Annotated in this window: 6 protein-coding genes; all 6 read right to left on the bottom strand. The window is 33.8% G+C overall.

Features of this window, described 5'->3' with window-relative positions; genetic code table 11:
* Nucleotides 1–226: 226 nt before the first annotated feature.
* The 6 genes from Q1A73_RS21330 to Q1A73_RS21305 all read right to left on the bottom strand — a co-directional run bounded on the left by Q1A73_RS21330 (nucleotide 227) and on the right by Q1A73_RS21305 (nucleotide 15,141).
* Nucleotides 227–1,606, bottom strand: coding sequence for an endo-1,4-beta-xylanase (locus tag Q1A73_RS21330; protein ID WP_299609921.1), 1,380 nt, complete (start codon nucleotides 1,604–1,606; stop codon nucleotides 227–229).
* 102 nt (nucleotides 1,607–1,708) lie between these two features.
* On the bottom strand, nucleotides 1,709–2,911 hold the full coding sequence (locus tag Q1A73_RS21325; RefSeq protein ID WP_299609919.1) for a hypothetical protein: 1,203 nt from the start codon (nucleotides 2,909–2,911) through the stop codon (nucleotides 1,709–1,711).
* Nucleotides 2,912–2,924: 13 nt separating this feature from the next.
* Nucleotides 2,925–4,475 (bottom strand): RagB/SusD family nutrient uptake outer membrane protein, encoded by a 1,551-nt coding sequence (locus Q1A73_RS21320; protein ID WP_299609917.1) that lies wholly within the window; start codon nucleotides 4,473–4,475, stop codon nucleotides 2,925–2,927.
* A gap of 30 nt (nucleotides 4,476–4,505) precedes the next feature.
* A complete protein-coding gene (locus tag Q1A73_RS21315; RefSeq protein WP_299609915.1) occupies nucleotides 4,506–7,658 on the bottom strand; it encodes a TonB-dependent receptor in 3,153 nt (1,050 codons plus the stop codon).
* A 95-nt stretch (nucleotides 7,659–7,753) separates the two neighbouring features.
* Nucleotides 7,754–10,429, bottom strand: a complete 2,676-nt coding sequence (locus tag Q1A73_RS21310) for a glycoside hydrolase family 3 protein (protein ID WP_299609913.1) — start codon at nucleotides 10,427–10,429, stop codon at nucleotides 7,754–7,756.
* 443 nt (nucleotides 10,430–10,872) lie between these two features.
* Nucleotides 10,873–15,141 carry a hybrid sensor histidine kinase/response regulator transcription factor gene (locus tag Q1A73_RS21305; RefSeq protein ID WP_299609911.1) on the bottom strand — a complete coding sequence of 1,423 codons (4,269 nt, stop codon included), beginning with the start codon at nucleotides 15,139–15,141 and terminating at the stop codon, nucleotides 10,873–10,875.
* Nucleotides 15,142–15,257: the final 116 nt, after the last annotated feature.

Genomic DNA, 15,257 nt, shown 5'->3' with positions numbered 1-15,257 from the left:
ATTTATTATGTTGTTTTTTGATGGAAAATTTAGTGTTTTTTAACGAAAACGTTTTCGTTAAAATTTTTACTGATTTTACTATTGTTTCTCGGTATCCTAATAATGCATATACCTTTTTATTTCGTTCTAAGCTATTATTTTGTTTTAGATTATTTAAAAAAAAAGAAACCCTGTAAACTATATTAATTTACAGGGTTTCCTCGGTTTTAAGGATATTATGTGCGTGTTATAGTCCTTCTAAAAATCCTAAATAAGCAGGTTTTCTTTCTAAGGATTCATCGAATAAAAGAGGCCATTCTGGTCTTCCATTATTCTCTGGAATTAACCAGGTATCATCATCCTTTAATCCCCAAACAGTAATGGCATATTTTTTATTCTGCGGAATCGCATTAAAAATCTCCACTACTTCTCGTACTCTCTGTCTTTGCGCCTGAGATCGTTCTTCAGTAAGATCTGTTAGATCATTCGCTGCATTAAGTTTTACATCTAACTCCGCAAAATGAACTAATACATCTTTTGCTACTAATTCATCCGTAGCTTGTTGTATTTCTTCTTTGGTTGGGAAGTTATAATCAATATGCATTTGATATCCAACACCATCGATAAGATCGCTTGCTAATAAATCATCTACCATATCTAGTACTTTTCCTCTTTTTGTGCCATCGAAGGTCATATTGTAATCGTTGTAAAACAATTTTACATTCGGATCTGCCGCTCTAGCAAAAGCAAAACACTTCTCTACATAATTATCACCCATTCGCTGCAAGAACAATGTATTTCTCCATTGAATACTCGCATCATCATCGATTGCTTCATTTACAACATCCCAAGAATTAATTCTACCTTGATATCTTGTAAACACATCTGTAATATACTGCTCAATTAGGTCCTCGAACTCTTGATCTGTTCCTGTAAAATTCTCTAAAGCTGCAGGAATACTTCTATGCCATATTAAGGTATGTCCATGTACATTTAGATTATTAGCTTCTGCATAATCGATTAACGCATCAATTTTACTCCAATCGTAAATAATATTCCCTGAGCCATCTATTCCAGTAAAAATAGAGGCCATTTTCATATCATTTTCAGCAGTAATACTACTAAATTCTGTGGTGTAAAGCGCATCGTAAGCAGTGATGTTTGTTCTGGCTTCTGATACTGCTACACCGACAAAGAAATTATTTTCGGTAGCTGATTTTAGCGTTACATCCTCTGGAAACTCTTCATTAGTTTCTACACTTATGGTATTAGAATTTTCTGAAACTTCACCATTTACAATTGCTCTTACTCTGTAGTAATATTGGGTATTTAAGGATAAACCTGATATATCCTGAAATAACTGATTTACTGCTAAACTCTCGTATCCCTGAACAAAAGATCCAAAATTAGGATCTGTAGCTACATCCAGCTCATACCCACTAGCCAAAAACACATTACTCCAATTAGCTGTAAAACTCGTAAAATTGATTTCAGAAGCTTCTTCTGCTACTGGCGGGATTGCTGAAAAACTTAACGTATTATCATCATCAGAACAAGCTACAAAGTTCATCAGTGTGATAAAAATTAAGGCATAGAAAACCTTAGTATATACTTTTTCTATTCTCATAGTAATTATTTTATAGAACACATATCCAGAGGAGTAAGACCTATTAAATTATATATGATTCCTCCGGACATGCGTTACTGTTATATTATTTTGAAAAGGGCTTTAGTCTAGCTCCAATACCTCTAGTCTAAGATTATCGTATCTATACCCTGATGGTACTACTCCTGTATCTCCCTCATGACTAATTTGCATTCTTATAGCCACTAGAGTAGCGGGATTTGGATCTCCCATACTTTGATTATTGACATCGAAGCCAAAACCAAAATCGGATAGTCTTAATCTTAGTGTTTGCCATCCTGATCCTGTTAGAGGAACTTTAAAAATCCAGTTGTCTGTAGTTGCATCTTTTAAAATAAATTCCATAACAGTTCCTGGATAATCATCTCCATTAATATCGAGAACAACAAAAGCATTTTCAGAATCTGTTGAGGTAGTAACCGGTGCTACTTCTTGATGACCACTTCCTGTAAAACCGTCTGTGCCTGTATCATCCCAAACAAGTTCTGCACCACCGCTTCCATCTACTCCTAAACCATTGCTAATCTCGAATCTATGATCACCATAACTAAACCAATCTGCATTATAATCATTATTAATGTTTGGTACTCCGTTTCCGTCAAAATCACTGAATAAGATCTGAACAACTCCACCAACGATTGGTAAATCTTTAGAAACCATTCCTCCCGCTGTAACTACTGTAAATTCTGTAGTTTCTGTTTTTCCTTCAGGAAAGGTAAATAAGATTTCCTGTGGAGAAACCACGGTAAAATCACCTACCGATTCTCCATCAATAAGTACATCTTCTACATTAAAAAACCAATTTCCAAATGCTCTCATTTCTACACCTGCTTCTCCTTTTGATGGTGAAAATGTGTCCGCTACCGTTAAGGTAGGAGCTGGTTGCTTAATGGTAAACTCTGTAGAAACAGATTCTCCATAAAGGTTTGTAAAGGTTACGGTTTGATTTCCAAAACGACTCCCCTGATCAGCATCAAACGGAACATTAAAAAATAATGCTACGCTAGAATTTAATGTAGAGTTAAAAAAGGTGTTCACTGTTCCATCGAAGATAATTTCCTTCATATCATTCAATCCAGTACCTTCTACTCTTACTAGTTCTGCAGGAAATCCTTCATTGATGGCGGGCTCATCTCCCAGTGATACTATATTTACTATTTGTGGATCTCCGAATTGAAGTCCATCTCCGTTATCATCTCCACAGGATGATATACATACCAATAAGCTAACTGCTGAGCACAAAACAAGTAACTTCTTGATATACATCATTTCTTTATTTTTTTTCATCATTACTTATTTATTAGTCATTAATTACATAGTCTACTGCAGGACTCGCTGTATCTATAAACGATAACTCTGCAGATGGAATTGGTAGTAAAAAGTCATCATCATCGATACTGTCTATAAACAATGACTCTACATTAAAAGGAACTAAGGTATTCACTGTTCCTCTATCCTGACTACTAATAATTGATCTTGCAGTCGATCTATCCATTCTTATTAAATCCAACCAGAATTTACCTGCTTCAAAAGCAAATTCGATTCTTCTTTCATCCATAAGTGATTCTCTTGTAATCATTCCTTTTTCGGATAATCCAGCTCTTCTTCTTATTTGATTAAAAGCATCGACTGCAGCAGCATCTCCAGTGGAATCAGCATTACCCATAATTGCTTCTGCATATATTAATAACACATCCGCATATCTCATTAATTGAGTACTCATATTAGTTCTCATAAAAAACACGTCTGGATGCTCATCTAGTGATCCTACAACATATTTTCTATAGCGTAATCTTGTCGCAGAATCATCTCCGTTTTCTGGGAATGTCCATCCTCCTTGACTCGTTAATAATTCAGGATAGAATCTTCCTGGTTCGCAAATAATCCATTGTCTACGGAGATCTTCTTCTCCAGCATCGGTAACTTTATCAAAGGATTGAAACAAATCGATACTTGGAGATACCGAACCAAAAGATCCATCATTTCCAATTACATCATCACTAGCGATAAGATATGCTTGATTGGTATTCTGAATACCCCATAATCCATTGATAGATGTCCAAACCCATCGATAGATTCCTTCTCCATTTACACTAGCAGATGGATTTATAAATTGATCTTGATAATTAGGTTGTAGACTATGTATTCCACTATCTATAACCATCTGAGCATAGTCTCTAGCCTTATCATAATCTTTTAGCGTTAAATACATCTCTGCCAAATAAGACCACGCCGCCGTTTTTCCTACTCTTATTGATCCTGCTGAACTTGTAGGTAATAATTCGGCAGCTTTTTGTAAATCATTTTCTATAAAAGCGTAAATACTAGAAACTGTGTTTAAAGGATACAACGAAGAAGTATCTGAAGTTACCTCATCGATCACCGGAATTTCTCCCCATAAACGCACTAAGTAGAAATAAGAAAAAGCTCGCACAAATCGCGCTTCACCTTCTACCTGATTTCTGACATCATCAGAAATTTCTTCGCTTAATGGCTGACTTACTACTTTTAATAATTGATTGGCATCAGCAATTCCTTTATAGAAACCTTCCCAACCTTCTAATAACACTCCGTTATTTACTCCCACAGAGAACAATCTCCATGGAGCATCTGATTCAAAACCAATCGAGTTACCCGCTAACATATCCAACGAATACATAAACTTATCATTTGTTGTAAAAAAGGATTGTCCATACAGGGAATTAGCTCCTGCTAATAATTGCTCATCTGTTTGATAAAAATTATCCTCGGTAATAGAATCAACAACATCTATTTCTAAAAAATCATCACCACAAGATGAGAGAAAGGTCAATACAATAGCATATGTAAAAATTCTCTTTATACTTTTCATACTAAACAACATATTATTTTCTTTTTCTTATTAAAATTGTACATTAAGTCCAAGCGTCATTGTTCTTGGAACGGGATATCTTCCGAAATCTATACCCTTGAATAAAGCACTTTGATTTAGTGATCCTACTTCAGGATCGTATCCTGAGTAATTCGTAAATGTGTATAAATTTTGGATTGTTGTATATACTCTTATCTGATCGAAAAACTTAATTTTTTCTCCAAAGGTGTCTTTAGGTAATGTACATCCCAAAGTGATACTCTGGATTCTTAGATAAGAACCGTCTTCTATAAATCTATCTGATACTCTATTGTTTCCGTTTTTATCTCCATCAGAGTATCTTGGTAAACTTCCATCCGTATTGGTTGCACTATATCTATCAATTACTGAAGTTGCCTGATTTGCATTGAATCGGTTAACTCCTTCGATATATGTTCTAGTATAGTTATAAATGTCGTTACCATAGGTTCCCTGTAAGAATACTGATAAATCAAACATTCCATATCGGAAATTATTGGTCATACTAAAGGTAAAATCTGGATGTGGATTTCCAATAAATGTTCTATCATTATCATCAATCACTCCATCACCATTTAAATCTTTAAATCGTACATCTCCTAACCAGGTACCATTCGCTTCGTCTACCGAACTTTCTGCAGGAATAGCTGCAGGATCCGTTCCCGTCAAATCATCAATATCTCTAAATAATCCATCGGTTACAAAACCATAGAACATTCCGATAGGCTGTCCTACTTCTGATCTTGTTAGATTCGCAATTATTTCTTCATCTTGTAATGTTCCAATAATCGCATCATTTTCTCCTGATAGTTCTGTAATCTCATTACGATATAAACTGAATACAATGTTTGTATCCCAGCTAAATTTTTCATTCGTAATATTCTTCGTATTCAAAGTAACATCAATACCATCATTGATCATCTCACCAAAGTTCTCTACTGGTGCATTCACTCCTATAAAAGATAAGGTATTTAAACTTCCTAAGAAACCTGGTATAGGTCTGGTAGCTAAGAAATCTTTAGATGTTTTTCTATATACGTCTACATCCAATCTAATATTATTATCCAAGAAACCAAGTTCTACTCCTAAGTTAGGAGAGATTAAGGATTCCCATGCAACATTAGGATTATTAAAATTAGCTAAACTAAATCCACTTCCGAGTGCAGTATTTTGATTTCTAAGAAAACTTAGATATAGAAAGTTATTTATATCCTGGTTTCCACTGGTTCCATATCCAGCTCTAATCTTGAAATAACTCCAAGCGCTAGAAATACTCTCCATAAAAGGTTCATCGCTTACTACCCATGCAGCTGACACTGATGGAAATAATCCCCATCTGTTATTAGGTCCAAATTTTGAAGAACCGTCATATCGTAAGGAAGCTGAAAGTAAATACTTTGAATTATAATCATAATTAATTCTACCAAAATAAGATAGGAGAGAAGCTGCACCTTCAAATGATTCTGATAAGGATGTTTCAGCATCCCCAGTATTTAAACCAGGAACATCATTACTAGGAAAGTTAGATCTTTGTCCTGATAATCCTTGGAATTGCGTTTTCTGAGCTTCTGTTCCTAGTAGAATATCAAAGTTATGGTTTCCAATACTAGGAGTATAGGTTAAGTAATTTTTGAATAGATAATATAAGCCTTCATTGGCTGCTCTAAAAGAAGAGTTCAACCCGTTAGAAAGCGATCCAAAATCAAAAGTAGGGAAGAAACTTTGTGTTTTAGCAGTATTGTAGTCATACCCTAAATCTGTTCTGAACTTAAGATTGTTAGCTAATTTAAGATCTAAATAAATATTTCCATTCATTTTGAATCTTTCTAGCGTACTATTTCTGATTTCAGAGGCAGCTACTGGATTTAATGCTCCTGTATTACCTAAACCATTTTCTGGAGAACCGAAGCTTCCATCAGGATTTCTAACAGGCACATCAGGAGTTTGTCTTAAGGCATTGATAATAGTACCATTTCGCGAGTCATTCAATCCAATTTGCTCTAATGAACTACTTAGGTTGATGTTATGTCCAAACTTGATCCAATCATTGTACTTATAATCTAAGTTTAGTCGTAATCCAAATCTTCTAAGACCTGAGTTAATTACAATACCTTCCTGATCAAAATAATTCGCTGAAGCATAGAATTTTGTTTTTTCTTTTCCTCCAGAGATTGATAACTGATGATTAATTATTGGTGCTGCTCTAAAAATAGCTCTTTGCCAATTTGTTCCATCTCCTAAAATACTTGGATCTTCAAATTGTGGTGCTGGTGGCAAATTCGTTGATGGTGATTGTCTAACCTCGTTCGAATATGCTGCGAATTCTCTAAGATTCATCATATCCAATAATTTAGGAGCCGTCTGAATCCCTCCATAGGTTTCATAGCTTATTTTGGCTTTCCCCGTTTTTCCTCTTTTGGTAGTAATCAGAACCACACCATTAGAAGACTGTGCACCATAGATTGCAGCAGCAGAAGCATCTTTTAATACTGTAATCGATTCGATATCATTCGGGTTCAATGCTGATAAAGGGCTCAAAGCGGTTTGCCCTCCTGTTCCTCCAAAACGGGAAAAATTAAAGGAATTATCTTCAGAATTCTGAACGTTTACTCCATCAATTATATATAATGGCTCGTTAGATCCTGTAACCGAAGTTGTACCACGTATTCTTACGGATACAGCTCCTCCTGGTCTTCCTGTACTTCTTGTTACTGTTACTCCTGATACTAAACCTTGAATTCCTTGGTCTATATTCGTAACAGTTTGTTTTTCTAAAACATCTGCACTAATTGTAGCTACTGCAGAAGTAAGGTCTTTTTTTCTACTCTGTCCATAACCAATAACTACGACCTGTTCTAAATCGGTAGTTTCTTGAATCATTACGACATCAATTTTCTCTTGTTGCACAACAATTTTTTCTATTGTTTGCATCCCAACATAGGAAAACACCAAAATATCTCCTATTGATATTCCTGTGATTTCATAATTACCGTCAAAGTCTGTTAATACACCTTTATTGGTGTTTTTGACCGAAACGTTAACTCCTGGCAGGGGCAAACCAGATTGATCAGTGATTGTACCACTAATCACACTTTTTTCTTGCGAAAAAACATGCTGTGTCCCAATTATAAACAATGCAATAATTGCGAGTTTAAGTTTTATCATATATAATTTATTAAGGTTATACTTACTTTTAAAACCAGAACACACTTAAAATTAGTAAGAATATTCTGATAATTACGTTAAATTTTAAGTTTTCTTTAACTTTTAATTTTTAATGTTTTCGTTAAGATTTGTGTTGTACTTGTTTTTGTTTTACCAAGATCACTTGGTTGTTTTCCTCCAATATGTAATTGAATATCTCCTGATTTAATTTGTTCTTGTCCGTCGGTAGTAATCCAAGCATACTGTTTAGGAGTAACCGTAAAACTTACTTTTTTGGTTTCTCCGGCTTTAAGATTGATTCGTTGAAATCCAATTAAAGAGTGCGATGCTCCTTTATACTCTTTATCATTATGTGAGATATATAATTGAACCACCTCATCTCCCATCATCTCTCCTGCATTTGTAACCTGTACAGTTACATTAATATCTTCATTTGCTTTGATTGTTTCTGGAATTCCCACGTTAGCATATGTAAAGTTGGTATAAGACAAACCGTGCCCGAATGGGTATAAAGGCTCTCCTTTAAAATACTTATATGTTCTATTGGTCATATCATAAGATTTGAAATCTGGAAGATCTTCGACAGATTTGTAAAAGGTTACAGGAAGTCTTCCTGCAGGATTATAATCTCCGAACAAGACATCTGCTATAGCTTTACCTCCAAACTCTCCAGGATACCATGCTTCAAGAATAGCAGGGATGTTTTCATCTGCCCAATTAATAGCAAGTGCACTACCATTCATCAGTACTAACACCGTTGGCTTTCCTAATGCATGGATCTCTTTCATTAAATTTATCTGAGATTTTGGAAGTGAAATTTCTGATCTGTCACCTTTATCAAAACCTTCTAAGACTACTGGCATTTCTTCTCCTTCGATATCTGGAGATAGTCCAAGGCATAACACAACAACTTCTGATTTTTTTGCTGCTGCTATTGCCGGAGCCAAAAGGTCTTGATCTAATTTGGCCCAAACTAGCTGTGCCTGTGGATCTGTATGATAATTATAATAGTCGATTTTTATATCATAAGATTCTCCTGCTACCATGTTCATATCCAAATACTTCATTTTAGGTTCGTGATCATCTTTAAAATCAACTTTCAATGAATCGTTTACATACAATTTACCAGCACTACTAGCTCTTAATCCTACTCTATAGTTTCCACTTTCTTCTGGAACAATTTTTCCTGTCCATCTTACAGAGAAATTATCAGATGTAGCATTTTCGAATGGTTTTGTGGACACCCATATAAAGTTGACAATACTGTCATTTCGAGTTACCTTAGGGGTTCCTTTCCATTCCTTGTTATCAAAATATTCTCCTTTTAATCCATTAGTGTCACCATTCTTAAGTACCGATGATGGTATCGGTTGTAATAAAGGCCAACCTTTTGCTATATGACTTCCACTAGCATAGTTTATTTGTGCATTTGGAAGTTTATCTTGAATCGCTTTTAAGGGTGTAATATTATTTAAAGGAGTTCCATGATAATTTCCTAGTAGAACTTGTTTTGCATTTGCATTAGGTCCTATTACTGCAATTGATTTAATATCTTTCTTTAAGGGAAGGGTGTTGTTGTCATTTTTTAATAACACCATAGATTCTCTTGCCGTTTTTTCAGATAACTGATAGTGCTTTTGGCTACACACAACATCATACGATATTTTTGACCAAGGCACTATTTCTTCTGGATCAAACATTCCTAGTTTAAATCTTGCTTCCATTAACCTGGCTAATGCTCGATCTACTTTATCTTCATCTACTAAACCCTGAAGCACAGCATCATTTAGGTTAGGGTCGAATACATCTCCACAATTAAGATCAGTTCCTCTATTTACTGCCAGAGCAGAAGCCTCAGCAGGGGTTTCGACTAATTCATGCTTATTTGGCTCCCAAAAATCGTTGATTGCCCAACAATCCGAAACCACATAACCATCAAACCCCCACTCTTTTCGAAGTATATCATTTAATAATAAATTACTTCCACAACAAGCTTCATCTCTATACCTATTATATGCACACATTACCGATTGTACATTTGCTTCTTTAATTGCAGCTTCAAAAGCAGGCAAATACGTTTCTTTTAGATCTCGATCAGATGTATGGTAATTGTCTTCGTGTCTTGATTTTTCTGGACCGCTATGCACTGCAAAATGTTTTGCTGTTGCTACCACTTTAAGGTAATTTGGGTCATCGCCTTGTAAGCCTTTTATGAAATTAACTCCCATTCTACTGGTGAGATAAGGATCTTCTCCATAGGTCTCCTGACCTCTTCCCCATCTAGGATCTCTAAAAATATTGATGTTAGGAGTCCAAAAAGTCAATCCTTGGTAAATCCCTCTTCTATCTTCTTTAATAAATCGATGATGTTTAGCCCTTGCCTCATCAGAAATCACCGTACCCACATCAAATAATAATGGTGCATCCCAAGTTGCTCCCATCCCAATTGCCTGTGGAAAAACAGTTGCTTTTCCTGCTCTAGCTACTCCATGCAAACATTCGTTCCACCAATTATAAGCAGGAACCCCTAAACGTTCTATAGCAGGAGCGTCATATCGCATCTGTGATACTTTCTCTGAAAGTGTCATATGACTGATTAAATCATTTACTCTTTCGCTTGTAGATAATTTAGGATCCTTATATTTATACTCCTTTTCATCCTCTTTCTTTGTATTACAACTTATACTTAATTGAAGAAGTATACATACTATAAGGAGCTTATTAATTTTATAAAGTTTTTTAAATATTTTTCTGGAATTCGTGTTTGTCATTATTACCTATTAAACAGATTGTTTTTCATGAGATTAAATCAAGGATAAAAACAAACAATCCCAACACCACTACTATCAAGAATATCTCGGCTAGAATTTTAATGTTAGAGTATTTCTTTCTCATCCTGATTAAACAATTAATAAATTTTTAACAATTTATGTACAGTATCAAAAAAACAGTAGTACATATAAAGCATATACTAAAACATTTGTTGCATTTTGCTTCTAAAACGCCTGTTTTACAACATTCTAAGTAATTTTTGCCTCAATCGTTATAGTGTATGGCTTCTATGATGAAGGAAATTATCAAGAAAGGAAGTTTTGATTCTCTTTTTTGATGTATTGATAAATAGCGAGTAGTTGTATTAAAAATATCTCAACAAAAATGAAATCCAGGAAATAGTAAAGACTTAGGGTAATGTTAGCGGTATTTTGAAGTAAGATTACTCTTCATTCACACTAACTTCTGTAGGTAATATTCCAAACTGTGCTTTGAAACATTTTGTAAAATAGGAGGGAGAAGAGAAACCTACTTTATAACAAACTTCGCTAACATTAGTAGAACCGCTTTCTAAAATCTCCTTTGACTTTTGTAGCCTTATGTTTCTTAAAAACTGATTCGCTGTCTGTCCAGTAAGTGTTTTTATTTTTCTGTAAAACTGACTTCTACTAAGATGTAATTCCGATGATAAGGACTCTACGCTTAAATTAGGATCACTCAGATTTTCATAAATATGATTTAAGACTTTCTGAATAAACTCCTTATCTAATGATGTATTATGTTCATTAATTTCTGCATCGCTGATATCTCCAAAATATTTATTAAAAAGTATTTGTCGAATGGTAAGCATTTGTGTTAGATATGATTTCAACACCCTCATATCAAATGGTTTGTTTAGATAAACATCTGCACCAGATTCTATACCTTTTAATTTATCATCTTCCATAGTTTTAGCAGTAAGCATAAGTATAGGAATATGACTCGTTTTTATATCTTTTTTTATCCTGGAGCAAAATTCAAACCCATCCATTTCGGGCATAATTACATCTGTAATGATAATATCTGGCGCCTCTTTCTTAGCTATTTCCAGACCTTCATTTCCGTTTTTAGCTTCATAAACTTTATAGTGGTTGCTCAATTCGGTTTTAAGATAATTTCTTAATTCTGTATTGTCTTCTACGATAAGTAATCTATTGGATTTTTGTTCCTCTTCTATTTGCTCTTCTAAGTTCTGATTATGAACATGACTTATGAACTTAGTTTTTAGCAATACTTCGGAATCTTCTTCTTCAGATACCACTTCACTTTCCTTAAAATGTGATTTACCTAGTGGTAAGGTTACCGCGAAAGTAGTTCCTTCATTTACTACACTATCTACATCAATCTTACCTTTGTGTAATTCTACAAAACTTCTTACTACTTCTAAACCGATTCCTGTACCTCCATAATACCACTTGTTTAAGTTATCAACCTGATAAAATCGCTCAAATATTTTATCTACTTGTTCCTTTTTAAGTCCTGGTCCAGTATCAGAAATACTGATCTGAAAACTTTCGTTAGAGATGTTATTATCAAGATTATCCAAAAGCAGTTGCCCCGATTTTTTGATTCCAACTGTAATCTTACCTCCTTCTGGAGTTACCTTAAATGCATTAGACAACAGGTTAAAAACAATTTTTTCGAGCATGCCAACATCTACCCATGCAGTAAGCTCATTAACTTCTTTTTGAACATCGAGCGTTATTTCTTTATGTGAAGCTTCAATTACAAAATAACTTACTATATCTCTAATGAACGCTATGACATCAACTTTCCTTGCCTTAACATTTAGTTTATTAACCTCTAATTTTCTATAATCCATTAATTCATTTATTAATCGATATAATCGATCCGTATTTTTATGAATTACCAAATGTTTTTCGGTGACTTCTTTAGGAAGATTTAGTTTTTCGTTTTTAAGTATATCTTCTATCGGATTAATGATAAGCGTTAAAGGAGTTCTAAACTCATGAGATATGTTGGTGAAAAACTGTAGCTTCTTATTATTTAACTCCTCTTCTTTGGCTCTTTTTTCTCTTTCGTATTTTATTTGCTGTTTTTCTTTAATTCTATTTTGGGTAACTTTATTAAGTATGTAAATCCCTAGTAAGAACAGTAAAATATATGATAATAAAGCAATATTAGTTTTCCACCAAGGAGGTAAGATTTTTATATACAGTTGTAAAGGTTTTTCACTCCACTGCCCATCATTATTAGCAACTTTTAAATTAAAAGTATAATCACCTGGATCTAGGTTTGTATAAGTAGCACTTCTCATATTACCCACATAATTCCAAGAATCATCTGCTAATCCTTCTAGATAATAAGCGTAAGTATTTTTTTCTGGACGTGTATAATTAATTCCTGTATATTCTATGGTAAAAACTGACTGCTCATTACTTAAGGATATACTATCTGTTTCGGAAATTACCTTAGTCAATGGCGATTCAGGATCATTAAGATTTACCTTTTTATTAAATAACTTAAAATCGGTAAGATGTAATTCTGTAGAACTATTATTGGTCTCTATACGTTCTGGGTTGAAATAATCGATACCATCATAATTTCCAAAATAAATAGTTCCTTGTTTGTCTATAAATGCTGCATTAAAATTAAAATCATTCGATAATAATCCATCGTTAATATTATAATCCGTAATGTTTCCATTATTAAGATCTAATTTATGAATTCCTGTATTCCCACTTGTCCAGATATTATTATTCTGATCTTCTATAATAGCAGAAACATTTTCATCTTCCAATCCATATAATTCGTCATACCAAGTAAAACTATACTTTGTTGGATCGTATCTACATAATCCTCCACCTCTTGTTCCAAACCAAACGGAACCATCTGAAGCTTCGTAAATAGATAAGATATGGTTAATGTTGGTTGCATTTTGGTTAGCATTCTTCATATTACCACCTAAGAATCGTACAGATAAATGACCATCATCCTTTTTATTAGCTATATACAAACCGTTGGTTGCCCCGATCCAAAGATTGTTATTGGAGTCAACCAACACTTTACGAATGTCACTAGTATGAATTCCATAGGTTGTAAATCCAACCGAATTATGATGCATAAACTTGGAAGTAGATGGATCATATGACATCAAACCGCCAAAAAAAGTACCTATCCATATAATACCTTCTTTATCTTCTGCAAAACTTATAATACTATTAGATGAGAGTTCTCCATTTGTATTTTCTATGGTATAATTAATAAATCTAGTTGTTCCTTTTTTGAGTAAAAAAAGACCACCACTCCAACTACCTGCCCATACATTTTCTTTACTATCAATAAAAATAGTCTGAATATCATAGGAAGTTAGGTTCGAATAGTCTTTGGTATTGATCTTATTAATATGAATAAACTTCTGTGTCTTGGGGTTATAAACATCTATTCCGCCACCATCGGTACCAATCCAAAATAGACCTGATGCATCCTGAACAATTCCTGTTACAGATCCAGACTCTAAAGAGTTAGGATTACTGGTAAGACTTTCGATATTTTTAAACTTATCGTACAATTTATCATAAACTGCTATACCCTTATTATAATATCCCAACCATATCCTTTGATTACGATCCAAATACAGAGACCATATAGAATTTGATCGAATACTATTTTCATTGTTCTTGTCAAAAAGATAATTTTTAATGATGACACCTTTGTCAGTTATATGAAATAATCCGTCGTTTTCGGTACCGATAAGAATAGTACCATCGGAATTGGTAATCATCGATAAGATTTTCTTTTTTGAAAAAAGAAAATTCTGAATTGTAAATCGATTTGAGTTAACACTATTGATATTATAGACACCATCTGATATAGATCCTAGCCAAATATCATCAGCAGCAAAAAGAAGTTTTTGCAAAGGTGTTTCAATAGATGCTTTCCCATTTTCTGTTTCAAAAGTAGCCAGACCTAAGGTATTTGAAACGGGATCATATTTTCTTAAACCGTAATTAGTTGCCGCATATAAATTTCCTTTCTGGTCTACTTTTAGGTCATTAATATCTAATAGACTTCCTTTATCGAGGTTTACGTTCTTAATTCGTTCTACTGTTTTCGTTTCAGGATCTAACTTAATCAAGCCTGTTTCGAAAGTTCCAACAAATAAATTTCCTTCTACATCCTCAACAATACTGCTGATTGCAATACTAGCTTGCTGTAATTCTCTTAACTGCTTTAGTATTTTGATTCTGATAAAATGATCCCGTTCCCGATCATAAAGGTCTAAACCATTTTCAGATCCAACCCAAAGTCTATTCTTTTTATCTACATACGAACAATAAATAAAACTACCTCTTAAGGATGTGGTGTCTTTTAGATTGTGTTTGTAGGATACATAGTCAATTCCATCATATCTCTTGATTCCAGCTCCTGCGGTTCCGATCCAGATAAAACCATTCTGATCCTGATTAATTACTGGAACTGCTATTTTAGATACACCATCTTTGACACTTACGAAATTAAAATGCTCAGATTTTTCTTGTGCTGTAAGACAGTTTACACAAGAATAGAATAATAGTACACTGAAGATGATCCAGTTGATATATTCAGACCGGTATAATTTTTTTAAATTATACGTAGCATCTTCCTCGTCAAAACCCATTGACATTTTTGTTTGTTTTCCTAAATCTAATAAAAAATGCTCTCTTTTCATTTGTAATTGAAAACAACTTGATCTTTATTTCTTGCTGATATATCAAAAAAGTTCTATTCTAAAAATATAATATTTTTCACTTTTTTAAAAAAAGCTTGGAAAGAAGCTATCTTCAA

The organism is uncultured Aquimarina sp., from assembly GCF_947492115.1.
Lineage (GTDB): Bacteria > Bacteroidota > Bacteroidia > Flavobacteriales > Flavobacteriaceae > Aquimarina.
Note: the sequence above shows the minus strand (reverse complement) of the source record. Positions and strands in the feature narration are given on the sequence as shown.

What these genes read in the sequence shown, in the direction of transcription:
- Q1A73_RS21330 (WP_299609921.1), bottom strand. Translation starts at nt 1,606, where the DNA reads ATGAGAATAGAAAAAGTATATACTAAGGTTTTCTATGCCTTAATTTTT.
- Q1A73_RS21325 (WP_299609919.1), bottom strand. Translation starts at nt 2,911, where the DNA reads ATGAAAAAAAATAAAGAAATGATGTATATCAAGAAGTTACTTGTTTTG.
- Q1A73_RS21320 (WP_299609917.1), bottom strand. Translation starts at nt 4,475, where the DNA reads ATGAAAAGTATAAAGAGAATTTTTACATATGCTATTGTATTGACCTTT.
- Q1A73_RS21315 (WP_299609915.1), bottom strand. Translation starts at nt 7,658, where the DNA reads ATGATAAAACTTAAACTCGCAATTATTGCATTGTTTATAATTGGGACA.
- Q1A73_RS21310 (WP_299609913.1), bottom strand. Translation starts at nt 10,429, where the DNA reads ATGACAAACACGAATTCCAGAAAAATATTTAAAAAACTTTATAAAATT.
- Q1A73_RS21305 (WP_299609911.1), bottom strand. Translation starts at nt 15,141, where the DNA reads ATGAAAAGAGAGCATTTTTTATTAGATTTAGGAAAACAAACAAAAATG.